This is a genomic window from Roseateles saccharophilus (assembly GCF_031458095.1).
Lineage (GTDB): Bacteria > Pseudomonadota > Gammaproteobacteria > Burkholderiales > Burkholderiaceae_C > Pelomonas > Pelomonas saccharophila_A.
Genome location: NZ_JAVDXU010000004.1, coordinates 363,173 through 381,994 on the forward strand (window position 1 = coordinate 363,173; position 18,822 = coordinate 381,994).

Consider the following 18,822-nt stretch of genomic DNA (forward strand, 5'->3'; position numbering starts at 1 on the left):
TCCCGGCTGGAGGGCTAATCAGCCTCCCAAGTAGTCCGACTTGCCCAACGGCACCCCGGCATGGCGCAACAAGGCGTAAGTCGTTGTCGCGTGGAAATAAAAGTTCGGCAGTGCGAAATGGCGCAGATAGGTGGTGCCGTCGAACTTCAGCGGGTCACCGCTGCGGCGCGGGATGGTGATCTCGCGGTCCTCGCTGCCGTCGAAGGCGGACTCGGGCAGGGACAGCACATAGTCGCGGGTCTTCCTGATGCGCTCGGCCAGCTCGTCCAGCGAGGCTTCGTTGTCCTCGTACTTGGGGATCTCCTGACCGGCCAGGCGGGCCACGCAGCCCTTGGCGGCGTCGCTGGCGATCTGGATCTGCTTGGTGAAGGGCAGCATGTCAGGCGCCAGGCGCAGCGTCAGATAGACGTCGGTCGAGAACTTCTTGGCCTCGGCATGGGCCTTGGCAGCCTCCAGCCAGTTCAGCATGTTGGACAGCATCTTGGCGAAGGCCGGCGCGCTGGCCGCGTGCATGGAAATCTGGGTCATCGGGTGTCTCCTTGAGGGAAAGCGATCGTAGCCAGCATGCCCGGCCCCTGCATCGGCCAAGGGCACAATGCCCTAAAACGTGACGCCTCCACGCTGACGACGACCGCAGCGCGGGCCCCGACCATGAATGTGATCATCCTCGACGACTACCAGGATGCCGTGCGCAAGCTGCGCTGCGCGGCCAAGCTGGAGCCGCTGAATGCCAAGGTTTTCACCAACACCGTCAAGGGCATAGGCCAGTTGTCGGTGCGGCTGCGCGACGCCGAAGTCCTCGTCCTCGTGCGCGAACGCACCGCCTTCCCACGCCAACTGCTGGAAAAACTGCCCAAGCTCAAGCTGATCTCCCAGACCGGCCGGGTCGGCAGCCACATCGACGTCGAGGCCTGCACGCGCTTAGGGATAGCGGTGGCCGAAGGCGTGGGCAGCCCGGTGGCGCCGGCCGAGCTGACCTGGGCCCTGATCATGGCCTCCATGCGCCGGCTGCCGCAGTACATCGGCAACCTCAAGCACGGCGCCTGGCAGCAGGCCGGGCTGAAGGCGGCCTCCATGCCGGCCAACTTTGGCGTCGGCATGGTGCTGCGCGGCAAGACCCTGGGGATCTGGGGCTACGGCAAGATCGGCCAGCTGGTGGCCGGCTACGGCCGCGCCTTCGGCATGAAGGTCATGGTCTGGGGCAGCGAGGCCTCGCGGCTGAAGGCCGAGGCCGACGGCCACCAGGCCGCCCCCAGCCGGGAGGAATTCTTCGCCGGAGCCGATGTGCTGTCGGTGCATCTGCGCCTGTGCGACGCCACCCGCGGCATCGTCACGCCGGAAGACCTGGCCCACATGAAACCCACGGCCCTGTTCGTCAACACCTCGCGGGCGGAGCTGGTCACCGAAGGCGCCCTGGTATCGGCCCTGAACCGTGGCCGCCCCGGCATGGCGGCCATCGACGTCTTCGAGAGCGAACCCATCCTGCAGGGCCACCCCTTGCTGCGGCTGGAGAACGCCGTCTGCACGCCCCATATCGGCTATGTGGAGCAGGACAGCTACGAGCTCTATTTCGACGCGGCCTTCGACAATGTGCTGAACTTCATCAAGGCCCAGCCGACCCATATCGTCAACCCCGAGGCGTTGAAGGTCCATCGCTGAAGTGAACCGGCCGCAGTCCCTCACCGACCTCTTCCTGGCGTTCACGCGCCTGGCCCTGCAGGGATTTGGCGGCGTGCTGGCGGTGGCCCAGCGGGAGCTGGTCGAGCGGCTGGGCTGGATGAGCAAGGAAGAGTTCGTCGAGACTCTGGCCATCGCCCAGGTGCTGCCGGGGCCCAATGTGGTCAACCTGTCGATGATGATCGGCGACCGCTTCTTCGGCCTGCGCGGCGCCATCACCGCCCTGGCCGGCATGCTGCTGGCCCCGGCCGTCATCGTGCTGCTGCTGGCGGTGGCCTATGGCGAACTGTCCCGCCACCCCATAGCGGTCAACGCCCTGCGCGGCATGGGCGCCGTGTCTGCCGGCCTCATCCTGGCCACCGGCATCAAGCTGCTGCCGGCGCTGAAGAAAAGCCCGCTGGGCCGACCGCTGGCGCTGGGGATGGCCCTGCTGGCCTTTGTGCTGATCGCGTTGCTGCGCTGGCCCTTGGTCTATGTGCTCGCCGTCCTTGGTGGCGCAGGCATGCTGGTGGCCTGGTGGAGGATGAAGCCGTGACGACACCGGTCGACCTGCTCAGCCTCTTTCTGCACTTCCTGACGCTGTCGCTGCTGTCCATCGGCGGCGCGATCACGACGGTGCCGGAGATGCACCGCTTCCTGGTCGACAAGACGGGCTGGCTGAGCGACACCATGTTCACGTCGTCCATCGCGCTGGCCCAGGCCGCGCCAGGACCCAACATCCTCTTCGTCGCGGTGCTGGGCTACAACGTGGCCGGCCTGCCGGGCGCGGCAGCCTCGATGGCCGGCATCATGCTGCCGTCCACCGTGCTGACCGTGACGGCCACGCGCTGGGCGCGCAACAACCGCGAGAGCATCAGCGTGCGGGCCTTCTCGGCCGGCATGACACCGCTGACCCTGGGGCTCATCATCGCCACCGGCTGGCTGCTCGCCCTGCCCTTCCTGAAGGCCGAGGCGCATCGCTGGAGCACGCTGGCGCTGATCGCCGTCACCGTAGGGCTGACCTTGAAGACCCGGCTGAGCCTGGTCTGGATGGTGCTCGGTGGCGGCGTGCTGGGGGCCCTCGGCCTGGTTTAGGGCCTGTTAAGGCCCTCAGACGCCGAAGCCGGCCTGGGTCGTCACCGAGCGCTTGCTGACCGGCGCCATGCCCAAGGTCACCTGGGCGTACACCTCGTCGGAGCGCGGCATGATGATGGGCGTGTTGATGTCGGCCCAGCCGACGATCTCGGTGCCGGCATCCTCGTCGAGCTTGGCGGTATCGATGGCGCGCTTCTCGGAGTAGTTGACCGTGCCCGCGGCCAGCACCGAGACGGCCTTGTAAGGGCGCAGGATCAGGCCGCCGGCCAGCCAGGTGAAGGTGCTGATCAGGTCGTCGGCGCCGCTGTCGCCCGAAGGCAGATGGTCACCGGCGAGGTCTTCGCCAAAGAGCTCGATCTCCAGACGGTAGGTGCGGCCGACGTCGCTGGCGTCGAAGGTCATGGTGCCGGCGACGGTCACGTCGCGCTTGGATCCGTTGACGGCGCCGAGGGTGATGGTGGGGGTGGAAAGCGTGGCCATGAGGGACTCCTTGGGTCGGATCGGTGGCAGGCCAGGGATTGGCTTGCCTGCCAGTACTGACGCAAGGGCACGGCCGCAGGGATCACGGCGCCCAGGGTGAAATTTCACGCCGCCCCGCGGGCACCCGGCCGGAAGGCCGCTGGCGGCCGGCCCAGCAGCCGCAGGAAAGCGCGGCGCATGCGCTCGGTGTTGCCGAAGCCGCAGTCCAGCGACACCCGCAGCACCGAGGCCGCGCCGCCCTCCAGTGCCGCCCGGGCCGCCTCCACGCGCAGCTTCTCCACCGCTTCGGCCGGCGTGGCACCCGTCTCGGCGCGAAAGCAGCGCGCGAAGTGGCGCGGGCTCATGCAGGCCCGGGCCGCCAGCTCCTCGACGCGGTGGTCATGCTTCAGGTCGCGGCGCACTTCGTCCAGCAACGCGCCGAAGCGGCCTTCCGGGCGCTGCAGGTCCAGCAAGGGTGAAAACTGCGACTGCCCACCCGGCCGGCGCCTCTCCACCACCAGCTGGCGAGCGGCCTCGCGCGCGATCTCCTCGCCATGGTCGTGGGCCAGCAGCGCCAGGCACAGGTCGATGCCGGCCGTCATGCCGGCGCTCGTCCACACCTCGGGCCGCTGCTCGGCCCGCACGGCGGGCTCGCGCACATAGATGCGATCGGGCTGCAGCCTCACTGCGGGGTAGTCGCTGGCGAACTGCCGGCCGCGCGACCAGTGCGTCGTCGCCGTGCGCTCGTCCAGCAGGCCTGCCGCCGCCAGCACCAGGCTGCCGCTGCAGATGCTGGCGATGCGGGCTCCCGAGCGGCCGGCCCGCTGCAGCCAGCGGATGAGCCGTGCGTCGCCACAAGCCCCATCCACGCCATCGCCGCCGATCACCATGACGAGGTCCAGGTCACCCAGCCGGCGCGGCAACCCCTGCACCGGCCACGCCACGCCGGCGGAGCTGCGCACCGCGGGCGGCGTGCTCGCCACCAGCCGCCAGTCGTAACTGCCCGGCTGCGCGAGGCGGGCGAGCTCGAACACCGCCATGGGCCCGGCCAGGTCGAACTGCTGGAAGCCGGGGAAGAGCACGAAGGCGATGCGGCAGGTCATGCCGCCATGATGGCAGGAAAGGTGGGAACTGCGTCATGGCGGCCAAGCGTCGGCCAACCCAAACTGCCGGACATGGACCACCAAACACCCACCATGAACGACCCCGGACACGCCCTCATCACCATCACCCAAAGGCCGGATACGGTCTTCAGCCATGGCCAGGGCGCCTGGCTGACCGACGAGAGCGGCAAGCGTCATCTCGACCTCGTGCAGGGCTGGGCCGTCAACAGCCTGGGCCACAGCCCGGCCCTCATCACCCAGGCCCTGCTGGCACAGTCGCAGCGGCTGCTGAACCCCAGCCCGGCCTACTACAACCGCCCGCTGCTGGACCTGGCCGGGCGGCTCGTGGAGTTGAGCTGCTTCGACCGCGTCTTCCTCGCCAGCTCGGGCGCCGAGGCCAACGAGGCTGCAGTGAAGCTGGCGCGGCGCTGGGGCAGCCGCAGGCGCGGCGGCGCCCACGAGATCATCGGCTTCGAGCAGGCCTTCCACGGGCGCACGCTGGCCATGATGAGCGCCTCGGGCAAGCCGGGCTGGGGCGAGATCTATGCGCCCATGCCCACGGGCTTCACGAAGGCGAGGCTGAACGACATCGCGTCAGTCGAGCGCGCCATGACGCTGCACACGGCGGCCGTGATGATCGAGCTGGTGCAGGGCGAGGCCGGCGTCGTCGTGGCCGACCCGGGCTTTGCGCGCGAGCTGCGCGCTCTCACCGCCGAGCGCGGCGTGCTGCTGATCGCCGACGAGGTGCAGACCGGCATCGGCCGCTGCGGCCATGCCTTCGCTTACGAGCACTTCGGCATCGAGCCCGATGTGATGACCCTGGCCAAGGGCCTGGGCGGCGGCGTGCCGCTGGCGGCACTGCTGTGCAAGGAGGAATTCAACTGCTTCGCGCCCGGCGACCAGGGCGGCACCTTCTGCGGCAACCCGCTGATGGCGGCGGTGGGCCTGGCCGTCGTGAACGAGGTCTGCCGCGAGGACTTCCTGGCCGGTGTACGCGAGCGGGCGGCCCAACTCTCCGCCGGGCTGCAGGCCATCGCACGCGACCACGGCCTGGTGGGCGAGCGTGGCCTGGGGCTGCTGCGGGCGCTGGTGTTGCCCACGAATGTGGCGGCAGAGGTGGTCGCCGCAGCGCAGGCCCTGGAACCCGTCGGTCTGCTGCTCAATGCACCGCGCCCCCACCTGATCCGCCTCATGCCGGCACTGAACATCAGCCCGGCCGAGATGGACGAAGGCCTGGCCCTGCTGCGCCGGGCTCTGGGCGACGTGCTCAGGTGAACGTCTTTGCGGGCCGAGCGCCGGGCCGCCCCTAGCCGGCCCGCCTGAGGCGATGTGCTTGCGGCTCAATGCCGCAAGCATCGCCGTCCCCTCGGGGGACCGATCAGGCTCGCCGCGTTCAGCGGGCGAGACTGAGCGAGGGGCTCATTCAGCCCTGCGTGGTCCCGAAGATCTTGTCGCCCGCATCACCCAGACCCGGAATGATGTAACCCACGTCATTGAGGTGGCTGTCGATGGCGGCCGTCCAGCAACGCACATCGGGATGGGCCGCCTGCAGGGCCTTCACGCCTTCGGGCGCGGCCACCAGCACCAGGGCGCGCACGTCCTTGCAGCCGCGCGCCTTCAGCAGGTCGACGGTGGCAATCATGCTGCCGGCCGTGGCCAGCATGGGATCGATGATGAGCGCCGTGCGGGCGTCGAGGTTGCCGACGAACTTGTCGAAGTAGTTGACGGGCTTGAGGGTCTCGTGGTCACGCGCCAGGCCGACGACCGAGACCTTGGCGTTGGGCAGGATGTCCAGCACGCCGTCCAGCATGCCCAGGCCGGCGCGCAGGATGGGCACCACGGTGACCTTCTTGCCCGAGATCTGGTCCACCTCGGCCGGGCCGCTCCAGCAGCTGATGGTGACCTTCTCGGTCGGGAAGTCGGCCGTGGCCTCATAGGCCAGCAGGCGGGCCACCTCGCCGGTCAGTTCGCGGAACTTCTTGGTCGAGATGTCGGCCTCGCGCATCAGGCCGATCTTGTGCTTGACGAGGGGATGCTTGACTTCGATGACGGCCATGGCGGATTTCCTAGTTTTTCTGAATAGTCAGAATTATCGGCGCTGCCGCAGGGCCTCGTAGAGGCAAACCCCCGAGGCGACCGAGACGTTCAGGCTTTCGACAGCCCCGGCCATGGGGATGCGCACCAGCTCGTCGCAGGTCTTGGCCGTCAGCTGGCGCATGCCCTCGCCTTCCGCCCCGAGCACGAAGGCAATCGGGCGCTTCAGATCGAGGTCATAGATGGAGCGCTCGGCCTGATCGGAGGTGCCGACGACCCAGATGTCGCGTTCCTTCAGTTCGTTGAGCGTGCGGGCCAGGTTGGTCACCATCAGATAGGGCACGGTCTCGGCCGCGCCGCTGGCCACCTTGGCCACGGTTGCATTCAGGCCCACGGCGCGGTCCTTGGGGGCGACGACGGCATGCGCGCCGGCACCGTCGGCCACGCGCAGGCAGGCGCCCAGGTTGTGCGGGTCGGTCACGCCGTCCAGCACCAGCACCAGCGGCGGGCCCTCGACGGCGTCCAGCACGTCATCCAGGGAATGCGGCTGGGCAATCGATGCCACGCGGGCCACGACGCCCTGGTGGCGCGGGCTGCCGGCCAGCTGGGTCAGGCGCTCGTCGCCACTCTCGACCAGCTTGGCGCCGGCCTCCTTGGCGCGCTCGATGAAGGCGCGCATGCGCTGGTCGCGCCGGGCCGGGTCGAAATGGACCTCGGTGACGGAATCCGGATGGGTCTTGAGACGGACGGTGACGGCGTGAAAGCCGAACAAAACTTTGGCGGAGGCGCTCATGTGCGCATCGTAGCGGCCGGCCGTTCCAGCCATCGCCTGACCTCGCCAATGGCAGCCTCGTAGCTCAGGGCCTGGCCCAGGGTTTCGGCCTCGGCAAACGCCGCGTTGCCCAGGGCGGCACGCGCGCTGGCCATCAGCGGCGCCACGAAAGCCTCGTCGACCGGTTCGCGCTGGCTGCCGCCCTGCGCCATGCGCGCCTGGGCGGCGCCCGCAAAGCGTGCCGCCGCCGCGGGCTCGCCGGCTGCCGAGGCCAGGCCGGCACTGACTTCCAGCAGGTCCTCGCCCATGCCCCGGAGCTCGGCGGCGGTGGCCAGCTGCAGGCTTTCCAGCAGCAGGGACCGGGCGCGGTCGAGATTGCCGCAGGCCACCGACAGCCGAGCCAGATTGCACAGCGGCACGAAAAGGCCGCCGGGCGACCGCAACCGCCGCGAAATGGCGATGGCTTCCTCGTAGCAAAGCCCGGCAGCTTCGAGTTCGCCCTGGCTGCGGTGGAGCTCCGCCAGGTTGTTCAGGTTGATGCCCAGCAGATACGGACTCGCCAGCGTGCGGGCGACCGCGCAGGCGCGCTCGAACTGCGACCGCGCGCCCTGCACCTGCCCGACAGCCTGCAGGCTCTTGGCGAGCAGGCCCAGGCCGGTGGCGGTCTGTTCCGCGTCGTCCAGGGGGGCCACGATGGCCAGGCTGCGCCCGGCTTGGGCCAGGGCCTGATCGTAGCGGCCCATGCGGAAGGCGATCTGCCCCAGCGCCGAGTGGGCACGGCTGTGCCAGAGCGGCTCGACATCGCCGCCCGCGCGGGCCAGCGCGGTCTCGGCCAGCGCATGGCCACGTTCCAGTTGCGCCGAGGCCACCCAGTAGCGCCACAGGCAGGCTACCAGCACGACGGCGGCCTGCTCACCGCCCGGCGCGTGTTCGCACCAGCGGTGCGCGGCCAGCAGATTCTCCTGCTCCTGGGCCAGACGCAGCATCCACGCCCCCTGCCCGGCGCCCTGCATCTCCCCCCAGGCGGCCTGCGCCAGCGTCACGCAGTAGTGCAGATGAAGGTCGCGTGCCGTTGCGGCATCACCCGCGCCGGCCAGCCTGTCCTGGGCGTACTGGCGCACCGTCTCCAGCATCCGGTAGCGCGTGCCCTGCGCGCCGGCCTGCACCACCTCCAGCAGCGATTTGTCGTGCAGCCGCTGCAGCAGCGCCAGCACGGCGTAGTCGTCGCCCGCGTCGGCCACCTCGGCGGCTGCGTCCAGCGTGCAGCCGTCGACAAAGACGGAGAGCCGCCGGAACAATCGCTGCTCTTCAGCCGTCAGCGCGGCGTGGCTCCAGTCCAGGGTGGCCTGCAGGGTCTGGTGGCGGGGCACGGCGCGGCTGCCACCGGTCAGGAAGCGGAAGCGGTCGTCCAGCAGCGCTCCGATCTGGGCCACCGGCAGCATGGCCACGCGCGCCGCCGCCAGCTCGATGGCCAGGGCGATGCCGTCCAGGCGCCGGCAGATGTCGGCCACGGCCGCTGCATTGCCGGCGTCCAGCACAAAGTCGGGCTGGGCCAGACCGGCACGGTCGATGAAGAGGCGCACCGCCTCGCAGGCCTGCACGGCGGCAAGATCGGTGGCCGATGGCAGGGAGAGCGGTCGCACCGGCATGATCTGCTCGCCGGCCACACCCAGGCTCTCGCGGCTGGTGGCAATGAGCTTCAGTCCGGCGCAGGACGAGATCAGCTCGTCGGCCAGGGCCGCCACGGCGTCGATGACATGCTCGCAGTTGTCCAGCACCAGGACGGCGCGACAGGGGCCGAGGTGGGCACGCAGGCGCTGGGGCAGCGGCAGGCCGGCGTCCTCACGCAGGCCCAGGGCCGCGGCGACGGCCGCCGTCACACGCTGCGGGTCCTGCACCGGCGCTAGGTCGACGAACCAGGCACCGTCGGGGAAGGCGGTGCACTGCCGCGCCGCCAATTGCAGCGCCAGCCGGGTCTTGCCGCAGCCGCCGGTGCCGGTCAGCGTCAGCAGGCTGGCCGACGCCAGCAGCCGGGCGCATTGCGACAGGGTTTCTTCACGGCCGATGAAGCGGGTACGCGGCTGGGGCAGGCGATGCGGTTCGGGAGCCGCCGCCTCGCCATCGGCATGCACCGCCGCGGTGAACTGGTAGCCACGCCCGGCAATCGTCGTGATGGCCGCCGCCCCCAGCACCTTGCGCAGCGCCGAGATATGCACCTGCAGCGTGTTCTCCTCGACCACGCTGCCCGGCCATATCGTCTGCAGCAGCTCCTCCTTGCTGACCGGCGCATGGCGGCGCTCGAACAGCAGCAACAGCACGTCGAAGGCGCGGCTGCCCAGGGCGGCGGGCTGGCCCTCGACCAGCAGCAGGCGCGCCGCCGGCCTCAGCTCGAACGTGGCGATGCGGCCTTCCTCGCGGGACAAGCGACCGTGCACCGGCTCAGCTGGGCTCATTCCCTAGCTTAGGGCCTGGGGGCCAGCAAAGTTCAGAACTCTTCAGCCTCCCCCCAAGGACATGAAGCCAAGGCCGGCGCAGAGTCAGTTCAGGCATCGCGTTCGGTGCCCCACCCCAAGGAGCCCGAGATGAGAGTGTCTGCAAACGCCAATCCCTGTCCGCCCACGCGGCCCTCGTCAACTCCGGCCCGGCGACGCTGGATGACGGCCTCGGGCATGCTCTGCGCCGTGGCTTCAATGCCCGCCAGCGCCATCGACTTCAGCGCGGTGTTCTCGCTGAAGGGCCAGAGCGTCTACGCACCGGGCCCCGCCGTCGATGTCAACACCAACCAGCGCCTGGGCCCGCCAGCCTTCAGTTTCGGCAAGGAATATGGCGCCATCGCCAACCCCTGCGATCCCATCTACGACTGTTCGACCGGCGTGCGCGCCGGCGCCGACACCAATGGCAGCTTCGGCCTGAACTACGGCGCCAAGTTCAACAGCGGCTCCTACGACCTGCTCTATCCGGTCTACGCCCACATCAACAACCCCGTGGCCCTTTCCAACGCCATCGGCAGCCCCTTCACGCTGGGCAGCAGCTTCAAGGTGGCGGGCTATACCGCACCGGGCTACCAGGAGTATCTGAACGGCCAGCGCGTGGTGGCCAAGCTCACCACCCACTCGCCCACGCTGCAGGCCTATGTCGATCTCGATGCGAGATTCCATGCCTTCGTCGGGGCCCAGGCCTGCCTCGCCGGCTTCTGCACCGGCCCGGCGCTGGCTCCGCCCGACGTCAACGTGTCGCGCACGCTGGTCGGCATCAACCGCAACAACGACGGGCGCATCCAGATCGGCGACGACATCGTGCAGCTCAAGCAGTACCGCACGCTGCTGGACGGTAATGTGACGGCGCGGCTCAACATCCCCAATATCGATGGCGTCTCCAGCCCGGCCAACGGCACGGCCACGCAGCTGAACAGTTACGGCCGCGACAGCATCCTTTCGCTGGGGGCCAACGTCGGCAACATGGTCTCCAAGGCGGTGGGCATCCCGCTGGTCGGCAACGCGGCAGGCATTGGCTACAACCTGCTGAGCATCAATGCGGGGCTCGCGCTGGACCTGGCGCAGACCCTCAGCGTGCAGCTGACGCCGATCGAGACCTTCAACTTCCTCAGCCCGGTGCGGCGCCAACTGGCCGATGGCACATGGAGTGGCTTCACCCAGCAGATCACCGTGCCGCTGGGCGAAAGCCTGGTGCTGAAGTCCAGCGTCATCAATGTCGGTGTGGTGCCGTCCACCGCCCTGCAGGTGACGTTCTCCAACCTGACCGAGCTGGTCGTCCAGGGCGACCTCAACGTCCAGGCCCTCGCCGCCGACGTCTATGGCCTCAAGATCGGGCCGCTGTACGACTCCGGGCCGGGCGGCATCGGCAAGTTCAACATCCCGCTCTACCAGGACAGCTTCAGCTTCGCCACGGGCGCCATCTCCGGCCTGCCCTTCAATGTGCTGCAGTCCCTGCCCGTCTCGACCAGCGCCGACCCCGGCTATCGCGCCCTGTTCTTCGTCGGCGACCAGGATGAGCAGGGCCTGGCACCGGGCGAAATCCGCGCCACCCCCTATCTTTGCCGGGCCTGCCCGTCCATGCACGTCAGCGACACCGATCCGTCGCTGTTCAGCCAGTCCGGCGACCGCGTGTTCATGGTCGATGGCGACACGCTCAAGCTGACCACCAACAACCCCGGAGAGGTCGGCACCGATGCCTCGCAACTCGCGCTGCTCTATGGCACGGGCTTTACCGGCCAGCGGGTCGAACTGATCTCGCCCATCGGCGCTCCCAGCCCCGTGCCTGAGCCTTCGACTTGGCTGCTGATGGTTGCGGGCTTTGCCGCGGTGGGTGGTGTCGTGCGGCGCCGGACCAACCAGGCTGCGTGAGAGTTGCAGCTCAGGGCTTGGCCGCCTGCTGCGCCCTCGCCTGCGTCATCACGTTGACGAAGCTGTCGGTCCAGAAGCGCGCCTTGTTCCGCGCCAGGTGATCCAGCAGCTGGTCGTGGGCCTCGCGGCTCACGCTCAGATGCTCGGCGCCGACGCCGTGGAAGAGGAGGCTGACCAGTGCATGCTGGGCCGCCGCCTTCTCGACCAGGGCGATCAGCTGCTCGCCCGTCCAGCCTTCGACGAAGTAGACCGGCATGGCATAGGGATCGAAGCCGGCCGTGTCGGTGACCATGCCTGGCCCGGCCGCGCGGAAGGCGACGAAGTGGGGTTTGAGCGCCGCGACAAAGTCCTGGCCGCCTGCCTTCATGTCCAGACAGGGGGGCGTGAACGTGCGCTCGTTCTTGCCGTCCAGGGCCTGCAGCCAGGTATTGGCCGCAATGACCTGCTCCTGCACCTGGGCGGCCATCTGACGCTCCAGGTCGCGGTGCGGCTGCACCCATTCCCGGCCCGGCCCCTTGGCCGAGCAGCTGTGGAAGAGGCTGTGATTGCCCAGCTCATGGCCGGCCGCGGCAGCGGCCTTCCATTCGTTCTGGCGGCCCGGCAGGGTCGGGCCGTTGATGGGCACATAGAAGCTGGCGCGCAGGCCGCGCTTGTTCAGCTGCGGGATGACGTGGTCGAGCTGGCTGTCCAGGCCGTCGTCATAGCCCAGGCTGACAGCGGCCTGGGCGCCGTTCGGCCACACGAAGGGTGCGGCCTGGGCCGTCCAGGTCATCAGCAGGCCGGCGGCGGCCAGCAGCAGTGCTCGCATCACGATCCTCTCAGCAGTTGAAGGGCCATCAGTGCGCCGATGAGCACCGGCTGATGAACCATGTAGAAACTCAGCGACCAGCGTCCCAACAGGGCAAGAGGCCGCGGCGCACTGCCGGCCCACAGCTGCGGCCGCGCCCGCGTGACGACAAAGCCCACCAGCATGACGCCCAGCCACGGCAGTACCGGCACATAGTCCTCGGTGATGGGCTTGTGGGTGACGAGGCCGATCCAGTTGGTCCAGCGGGTGTCGAAGAAGGCGGACTGCAGCAGGAGCGGCGCGGCGATGGCCAGGGCCGCCAGCGCGAGCAGCACCGCATTCGGCAGCCGGCTCAGGCCCATGCGCAACAGCAGCAGCATGAGCGCAATGCCATGCAGCACGCCGAAGCTGATCCAGCTGCTCGGGAACATGAACCAGGACCCCAGCGACACCAGCAGGGCGCAGCCGGCCACCTGGCTCCAGCGCTTCCAGAATCGCGGCGCGCCCTGCCCCGCCAGCACCGCAAAGGCCTGGCCGCCGCCGGCGCAGAACAGGAAGAGGCTGACGATGCAGCCCCGCTGCCAGGTCCAGACCGGGTCGCGGTAGAAGTCCTGGCGGATCCAGCCGAAGTGATTCAGGTCGAAGCCGAAATGGAAGGCCGCCATCCAGACGATGGCCAAGCCGCGCAGCGCGTCGAGGCGGTCGGAGCGTGTTGGCGTCGGCGAGGCGGCGGCGGCCGGAGGCATGCAGGGCTAGGGAGTCGGCGTGGACGCCGGATTCTGCCGCTTCGGCGCATGGCCGCGCTGCACGAAGTCGGTGTCCATCAAGCCCTGCATGGCGAACTGCGGCGCGCGTGTGCCGCGGTGGGCGCGCCGGCTGCCCGCCGCCGAGACGGGCTGGACTTTCACGGGCGGCCGGACGGCGGCTTCATCGGCTGCGGCGGACGGCGCCGAGGCCGGCGGGTCGGCCGCCTGGGACGCGCCAGACGCAGGCGCGGCAGCCAGCAGTACGGGCCGGCCACTCTTCTCGCAGGGCTGGTCGGTGTAGCGCACCTGCCCGTCCTGCTCGCATCGCCACACCTGCTGCGCCCAGGCGGCACCCAGCATCACGCACACCGCCAATCCCAGAGCCACGCGCTTCATCGCCGATCCCCGCTGGTGGCTTGCGACGCAGCCACGCAGCGGTCAGGGGCAAACGCCGTGCCGCGGCGGGCGCGCCTTCAGGACGCGGGGTAGGACGCCGGGTGCATTCTTTGCAGCTGTTGCTGCTGACGGCGCTGCATCTTTTCCTCGGCGATGCGCCGGCGCGCGATGCGGTCGCCCTCGTCGGGATCGGCGGCGCTGTGCATGGCCTCGGCGCGCAGACGGGCGTCGTAACGGGCCCGGTCGCTGATCTGCGTCTGTGCGGCCTGGGCCTCGCGGCTGATGACCCAGTCGGCCTCGCGGTAGCGCCCCTGGCCGGCGCGGCACTGGCGCACGCGCCGCACCTCGTCCTGCAGGAACTGGCGCTCGGCCTCGCCCAGCGTCGTCGAGTTGGCCCGGGTCTCCATGCCGCGGATCTCGCCGTCCCCCGGGCAGGCATTGCCCACAGACTGGGGCGGTGCCGAGGCCGCCGGCGGGCGGCCCATGGCCGCGTTCACGATCTCGGGCTTCATCGCCTCCACCACATTGGGCTGCAGGCTGCGCTCTGCGACCGGCTGGCCCGCCTGCGGACAGGGCTTGTCGCTGAAGTTGACCTTGCCATTCACTTCGCATTTCCAGACCTGCTGGGCCCCGGCATTCGACATTCCCAGCACCACGGCCAGCACGGCCCACCATTTCAGACGCTTCATCGGCACCACCTGTTCATATCGGCCCAGCCTAACGCAAGCGTCGGTCGTTGCGCTGACAGCGCCGCCTCTGCCGCTGGAACCAGGGGCCTCCCCCTCAAAATGCAGGGTCGCCAACCACGTCCCAGCCTCATGGTCGCCGTCTCGCTTCGCCTGCGCCTCTCCGCCCTGTTGCTCATCGCCCTGCCCGGCCTGGGCGGCGCCGACAGCGCAATCGCCAAGACCCCGGCCCAGCCCCGCGCCGTCAATGCCCGCGGCGCGCTGGATGCCGAGGAAATGAACAACATCGGCGTCTTCAAGCGCGTGTCGCCGTCGGTGGTGCACATCACGACGCTGAGCGTGCAGCGCGACTTCTTCTCGCTGCGCACCAGCGAGCAGCCCAGCGGCACGGGCACCGGCTTCATCTGGGACGACAGCGGCCATGTCGTCACCAATTTCCATGTCATCCAGGGCGGCGACCGCGCCACCGTCACGCTGGCCGATCAGAGCAGCTATCCGGCCAAGCTGGTCGGCGCCTTTCCTGACCGCGACATTGCCGTGCTGCGCATCGAGGCGCCGCGCGACAAGCTGCCGGCCATTGCGGTGGGCACCAGCCGCGAGCTGCAGGTGGGCCAGAAGGTCTATGCCATCGGCAACCCCTTCGGCCTGGACCAGACGCTGACGACCGGCATCGTCTCGGCCCTGAACCGCGAGATCGAGTCGGTCACGCGCCGCACCATCAAGGGCGCCATCCAGACGGACGCGGCCATCAACCCGGGCAATTCGGGCGGGCCCTTGCTGGATTCGGCCGGGCGGCTGATCGGCGTCAACACAGCCATCTACAGCCCGAGCGGGGCCAGCGCCGGCATCGGTTTCGCCATCCCCGTCGACGAGGTCAACCGCATCGTGCCGCGGCTGATCCGCGATGGGCGCTTCATCCGGCCGGCCCTGGGTGTGACGGCCGGGCCGGCGAATCTGGCCCAGGCGCTGGGCGCCCCCAAGGGCGTGCTGCTGGTCAATGTGGCGGAGGGTAGCCCGGCGGCCGCGGCGGGGCTGAAACCCTTCGGACGGGACCGCGTCGGCCGCATCGTGCAGGGCGACGTCATCACGGCCGTGGAGGGGCAGGCGGTGGCGGACCTGGACGACATGCTGTCGCTGCTGGAGACGCGGCAGATCGGGGAGAAGGTGACGTTGACGGTGTGGCGGGCCGGGCAGACGCGCAAAGTCACTGCCACGCTGGGTAGCTCGGACTGATGAACAACTTGCTGCTCATCTGCATCCGCCACGGCCTTGCGGCGTTCGCCTTCCTCTGTTCTGTACAGGCCCACGGCGAGACAACTCCCAGCGAAAGCGCGAGCCTCCAAATCCGGGCGATTGCGACTTCTGAGCGCGAGCACTATGTTGGCGATCTCAAGCGAGCCTACGCTGATTGGTGCAAGACGAAGGCCAACGTGTGCGTCAACGAACTGCTCATTCGCCCCAATGGGATGACCGCTCCGCCACCGTACGACCAGATTCGGCTGGATCTCGTGTCCAACCTGAACGGCAAATTCGAGTCATCTCGGTATGAACACGAAAAGCCTTTCAGGCAATTTGCACCTCAGACCTTTCAGTTCACGTCCAAGCTCAAGGTCATCGTTCATCCGTTTGTCTGGAACCGAGTAGAGGTTCGCAGCCGGGAGCAGCCAACCAGCTTGTCACCCTTGACCGCCTGGGCCAGTCGATGGATGGACATCTCAGACACCAAGCAAGCGCCCAAGGGGCAGTTGCTCGGTGTGATCCACAGCGTGACGTTTCCCAACGTTGAAGGCGGCTACTGGAACACCGTCGTGGACTTCGGTTCGTCTGAGCCCTACATGCTCGACAGCTTGCTTCGAACATTGGAAGCCATGGGATTGGCCGAGGTGGAGATCGGCTCATTTCATCCGGTTCAGCGCTTGCAGTAGCCCGTACGCGGAACATTGCAGCGCGCGGCACGTAAAGTAGCGCCCCGCCCAACAAGCCACTCAGCACCGGGCCCACTCGACGAAACAGGACACCCCATGGGCGCGCAATGGAAAGCCAAACATAAAGACATCGCCGCCAATGCCAAGGGCCGGCTCTTTGGCAAGCTGGCCAAGGACATCATGATTGCGGCGCGCAGCGGCGCTGATCCCAAGGACAACGCCAAGCTGCGCCTGGTGATCGAGCAGGCGCGCAAGGTGTCCATGCCCAAAGACACGCTGGACCGCGCCATCAAGAAGGGCGCCGGCCTGACCGGCGAGACCGTGCACTTCGAGCAGGTCATCTACGAAGGCTTTGCGCCGCATCGAGTACCGGTCATGGTGGAGGTGCTGACCGACAACACCAACCGCGCGGCCTCGGACATGCGCGTGCTGTTCCGCAAGGGCCAACAAGGCACGCCGGGCTCGGTGAGCTGGGACTTCGACCACGTCGGCCTGATCGAGGCCGAACCCGCCACACCGGGGGCCGACGCCGACATGGCCGCCATCGAAGCCGGCGCCCAGGATCTGGTGCCCGCCGACGAGGACGGCGTCACGCTGTTCCTGACCGACCCCGCCGACCTCGACCTCGTCAGCCGCGCCCTGCCCGCCCAGGGCTTCACGGTGCTCAGCGCCAAGCTGGGCTACCGCCCCAAGAACCCCATCGACCCGTCAAGTCTGAGCGTCGAGCAACTGGAGGAAGTGGAGAGCTTCCTGGCGGCACTTGACGAGAACGACGACGTGCAGCATGTGTACGCCGGGCTGGCGGGCTGACGCTAGCCGAGCGCCGGCGCCAGGCACTGCGCCAGCAACCACTGCTCGAAGGCCTTGACCGCCGGCCGCGTCTTGGCCGCCGGATCGATGATGAGGCGATAGGCCCGCGCCGAGGCGATGCCGGCGTCGAAGGGCGTCACGAGCTGGCCACTGGCCAATAGCGCGTCGACCAGCGGCCGGCGCCCGAGGGCCACGCCCTGCCCCGCCACCGCGGCGGCGATCGCCTCGGAATAGCTGGAGAAACTCAGCCGCGCTGCCGGCCGCAGATCGGCCAGGCCCCAGGCGCCGAGCCAGGGCTCCCATTCGGCCGGCATGCCGCTGCTGTCGCCATCCATGGCCAGATGCAGCAGCGTGTGTCGGGCCAGATCGGCGGGCTCGCGCAGCGGCAGGCCCAATTCCCCCACCAGCCGCGGGCTGCAGACGGGCAGCATGGACTCGGCGAACAGCTGCTGGCCCTGGGCGGCGCCGACGGGGCTGTAGCGGATGGCCAGATCAAAGCCCTCGCTCGCCAGATTGCGGTTGCCCAGGCCGGCATCCAGGCGCACATCGATGCCCGGATGGGCCCGCGTGAAGGCCGTCAGCCGCGGGATCAGCCACAGCGAGGCGAAGCCGGGCGTGGTGGTCAGGGCCAGCACCTGGCGCTGGTGGGGCTCCCGCACCGCACGCACGGCCACGCGCAGCGTGTTCAAGGCCGTGGCGCAGGCCGCGTGCAGGCGCTGGCCGTCCTCGGTCAGGGCCAGGGCCCGGTGGCGGCGCTCGAACAGGGTCACGCCCAGCTCATCCTCCAGCGCGCGGATCTGACGGCTCATGGCCGACTGGGTGACAAAGCGCTCCTCGGCGGCTTGCGTGAAGCTCAGATGGCGGGCAGCGGCCTCGAAGGCGGCCAGCAGCTGCAGCGGCGGGAGATGGTCAATCGGCTTTTTTGACATGCGCTGGAGGAATGCGAAGCCTTCCAAATCATCGTTTGTCGGCACAGTGGCCAACCGTCACTATCCGCCTCAGGCGGAGCCAGCGCAAGCATGCCAATCCCGCATGCAACCCGACCGCCTGAGGAGCTCACCATGCTGATCGACATCCCCCGCACCCGGCTGCTGTTGCAACGCGGCCAGATCTCGCGCCTGCCCGAGGCCCGCGCCACCCATCTCTGCAGCGCCTCCGGCACGCTGTGGATCACCATCGACCACGACGCCCGCGACATCGTGCTGGAGCCGGGCCAATGCTTTGTGGTGCAGAGCGACGAGGCCGTCACCGTCAGCGCGCTGAGTGGCCCGGCGGTGCTGGACCTGCGGCCGGCCGAGGCGCGGGTGTGAACGCGCTGCTGGCTCGGCCGGCACAGGCGCCGGCTGCCGCCCAGACTGCCGAGCAGTGGCTGCTGGCCGGCGGCCGCGAGGTCAGCCTGCGCCCCATCGTCGCCGCCGACGCCGCCGCCGAGCAGGCCTTCTTCAGCGCGCTGTCGCTGGACTCGCGCCACAAGCGCTTCCATGTCGGCCTGCGCGAACTCAGCCCTGGCCTGCTGAAGCTGCTGACCGAGGTCGACCAGAGCCAGCATGTCGCCTGGGTCGTCGAGGCGCTGGAGCCGGATCACCCCGTCATCGCCGATGCACGCTATGTGCACGAGATCAGCCGCCCCGAGCGCGCCGAATTCGCGCTGGCCGTCGCCGATGACTGGCAGGGCCGCGGCCTGGGCCGGCGCCTCATCGCCCATCTCGCCGCCCACGCAGGCCGCCACGGCGTGCGCTACCTCTACGGCGACATCCTGGCCGACAACCGCCGCATGCTGGCGTTGATGCGCGACCAGGGCGCCCGCCTGACGGCGCATCCCGATGGCGCGCAACTCGTGCGCGCGGTGCTGGATCTGGCCTGAGGGATAGGGCAATAGTTCACAGCCCCGAGATCTGCCGGCCTGGCGCCGCAGCCAAGCGAGACGGCTGACAGGGTGACACTGCCGCTTGAGCGCCTCAGCCTACCGCTTCGCTGCCTGTGCGCTGA

Annotated in this window: 21 protein-coding genes; 10 read left to right on the plus strand and 11 right to left on the minus strand. The window is 69.0% G+C overall.

What is annotated here, in order from left to right:
- Positions 1-18: 18 nt before the first annotated feature.
- Positions 19-528, minus strand: coding sequence for a DUF1993 domain-containing protein (locus tag J2X20_RS24270; protein WP_310270857.1), 510 nt, complete (start codon positions 526-528; stop codon positions 19-21).
- 123 nt (positions 529-651) lie between these two features.
- On the opposite strand from J2X20_RS24270, the gene J2X20_RS24275 reads away from it, so the two are divergent.
- The 3 genes from J2X20_RS24275 to J2X20_RS24285 are packed head-to-tail and all read left to right on the plus strand — an operon-like array spanning position 652 to position 2,751.
- Positions 652-1,659, plus strand: coding sequence for a D-2-hydroxyacid dehydrogenase family protein (locus J2X20_RS24275; protein WP_310270859.1), 1,008 nt, complete (start codon positions 652-654; stop codon positions 1,657-1,659).
- Between the two features lies 1 nt (position 1,660).
- On the plus strand, positions 1,661-2,212 hold the full coding sequence (locus J2X20_RS24280; RefSeq protein WP_310270862.1) for a chromate transporter: 552 nt from the start codon (positions 1,661-1,663) through the stop codon (positions 2,210-2,212).
- On the plus strand, positions 2,209-2,751 hold the full coding sequence (locus tag J2X20_RS24285; RefSeq protein WP_310270868.1) for a chromate transporter: 543 nt from the start codon (positions 2,209-2,211) through the stop codon (positions 2,749-2,751). Before J2X20_RS24280 ends, J2X20_RS24285 begins: the two co-directional genes overlap by 4 nt.
- Positions 2,752-2,766: 15 nt before the next feature.
- Here J2X20_RS24285 and J2X20_RS24290 read toward each other — a convergent pair whose 3' ends face one another.
- Together J2X20_RS24290 and J2X20_RS24295 are read right to left on the minus strand one after the other, a co-directional pair.
- Positions 2,767-3,231, minus strand: coding sequence for a hypothetical protein (locus J2X20_RS24290; RefSeq protein ID WP_310270870.1), 465 nt, complete (start codon positions 3,229-3,231; stop codon positions 2,767-2,769).
- A gap of 104 nt (positions 3,232-3,335) precedes the next feature.
- Positions 3,336-4,313, minus strand: a complete 978-nt coding sequence (locus tag J2X20_RS24295) for a GlxA family transcriptional regulator (protein WP_310270873.1) — start codon at positions 4,311-4,313, stop codon at positions 3,336-3,338.
- Positions 4,314-4,406: 93 nt separating this feature from the next.
- On the opposite strand from J2X20_RS24295, the gene J2X20_RS24300 reads away from it, so the two are divergent.
- Entirely contained in the window at positions 4,407-5,588 is a 1,182-nt protein-coding gene (locus J2X20_RS24300; protein ID WP_310270875.1) for an acetylornithine transaminase, read from the plus strand.
- A 148-nt stretch (positions 5,589-5,736) separates the two neighbouring features.
- Here J2X20_RS24300 and upp read toward each other — a convergent pair whose 3' ends face one another.
- From upp to J2X20_RS24315, 3 genes are read right to left on the minus strand one after another with little or no spacing between them, the layout of a single operon-like run.
- Positions 5,737-6,369, minus strand: a complete 633-nt coding sequence (gene upp, locus J2X20_RS24305) for a uracil phosphoribosyltransferase (protein WP_310270878.1) — start codon at positions 6,367-6,369, stop codon at positions 5,737-5,739.
- A 33-nt stretch (positions 6,370-6,402) separates the two neighbouring features.
- On the minus strand, positions 6,403-7,140 hold the full coding sequence (gene rlmB, locus J2X20_RS24310; RefSeq protein ID WP_310270882.1) for a 23S rRNA (guanosine(2251)-2'-O)-methyltransferase RlmB: 738 nt from the start codon (positions 7,138-7,140) through the stop codon (positions 6,403-6,405).
- Positions 7,137-9,572, minus strand: a complete 2,436-nt coding sequence (locus tag J2X20_RS24315) for an ATP-binding protein (RefSeq protein WP_310270886.1) — start codon at positions 9,570-9,572, stop codon at positions 7,137-7,139. Before J2X20_RS24315 ends, rlmB begins: the two co-directional genes overlap by 4 nt.
- 129 nt (positions 9,573-9,701) lie before the next feature.
- On the opposite strand from J2X20_RS24315, the gene J2X20_RS24320 reads away from it, so the two are divergent.
- Positions 9,702-11,483: a PEPxxWA-CTERM sorting domain-containing protein gene (locus tag J2X20_RS24320; RefSeq protein WP_310270889.1), complete on the plus strand. Its 1,782-nt coding sequence runs from the start codon at positions 9,702-9,704 to the stop codon at positions 11,481-11,483.
- A gap of 10 nt (positions 11,484-11,493) precedes the next feature.
- On the opposite strand, the gene J2X20_RS24325 is transcribed toward J2X20_RS24320, so the two are convergent.
- From J2X20_RS24325 to J2X20_RS24340, 4 genes are all read right to left on the minus strand, one after another.
- Positions 11,494-12,291 (minus strand): polysaccharide deacetylase family protein, encoded by a 798-nt coding sequence (locus tag J2X20_RS24325; RefSeq protein ID WP_310270891.1) that lies wholly within the window; start codon positions 12,289-12,291, stop codon positions 11,494-11,496.
- Entirely contained in the window at positions 12,291-13,016 is a 726-nt protein-coding gene (locus J2X20_RS24330; protein ID WP_310270893.1) for an acetyltransferase domain-containing protein, read from the minus strand. Before J2X20_RS24330 ends, J2X20_RS24325 begins: the two co-directional genes overlap by 1 nt.
- A 6-nt stretch (positions 13,017-13,022) precedes the next feature.
- Complete coding sequence (locus J2X20_RS24335; protein ID WP_310270896.1) at positions 13,023-13,412, minus strand: hypothetical protein; 390 nt, start codon at positions 13,410-13,412, stop codon at positions 13,023-13,025.
- Between the two features lie 77 nt (positions 13,413-13,489).
- Complete coding sequence (locus J2X20_RS24340; RefSeq protein ID WP_310270899.1) at positions 13,490-14,101, minus strand: hypothetical protein; 612 nt, start codon at positions 14,099-14,101, stop codon at positions 13,490-13,492.
- A gap of 129 nt (positions 14,102-14,230) precedes the next feature.
- On the opposite strand from J2X20_RS24340, the gene J2X20_RS24345 reads away from it, so the two are divergent.
- From J2X20_RS24345 to J2X20_RS24355, 3 genes are all read left to right on the plus strand, one after another.
- On the plus strand, positions 14,231-15,331 hold the full coding sequence (locus J2X20_RS24345; protein ID WP_310270903.1) for a S1C family serine protease: 1,101 nt from the start codon (positions 14,231-14,233) through the stop codon (positions 15,329-15,331).
- Positions 15,331-16,023, plus strand: a complete 693-nt coding sequence (locus J2X20_RS24350) for a hypothetical protein (protein WP_310270907.1) — start codon at positions 15,331-15,333, stop codon at positions 16,021-16,023. The genes J2X20_RS24345 and J2X20_RS24350 overlap by 1 nt, the downstream gene beginning before the upstream one ends.
- Positions 16,024-16,119: 96 nt before the next feature.
- Positions 16,120-16,833, plus strand: a complete 714-nt coding sequence (locus J2X20_RS24355) for a YebC/PmpR family DNA-binding transcriptional regulator (RefSeq protein ID WP_310270910.1) — start codon at positions 16,120-16,122, stop codon at positions 16,831-16,833.
- 2 nt (positions 16,834-16,835) lie between these two features.
- On the opposite strand, the gene gcvA is transcribed toward J2X20_RS24355, so the two are convergent.
- Positions 16,836-17,762, minus strand: a complete 927-nt coding sequence (gene gcvA, locus J2X20_RS24360; protein WP_310270913.1) for a transcriptional regulator GcvA — start codon at positions 17,760-17,762, stop codon at positions 16,836-16,838.
- Positions 17,763-17,894: 132 nt separating this feature from the next.
- Here gcvA and J2X20_RS24365 point away from each other — a divergent pair, with 132 nt between their 5' ends.
- Positions 17,895-18,143 (plus strand): DUF2917 domain-containing protein, encoded by a 249-nt coding sequence (locus J2X20_RS24365; RefSeq protein WP_310270915.1) that lies wholly within the window; start codon positions 17,895-17,897, stop codon positions 18,141-18,143.
- Entirely contained in the window at positions 18,140-18,697 is a 558-nt protein-coding gene (locus tag J2X20_RS24370) for a GNAT family N-acetyltransferase (RefSeq protein WP_310270918.1), read from the plus strand. Before J2X20_RS24365 ends, J2X20_RS24370 begins: the two co-directional genes overlap by 4 nt.
- The last annotated feature ends 125 nt before the right edge of the window (positions 18,698-18,822 follow it).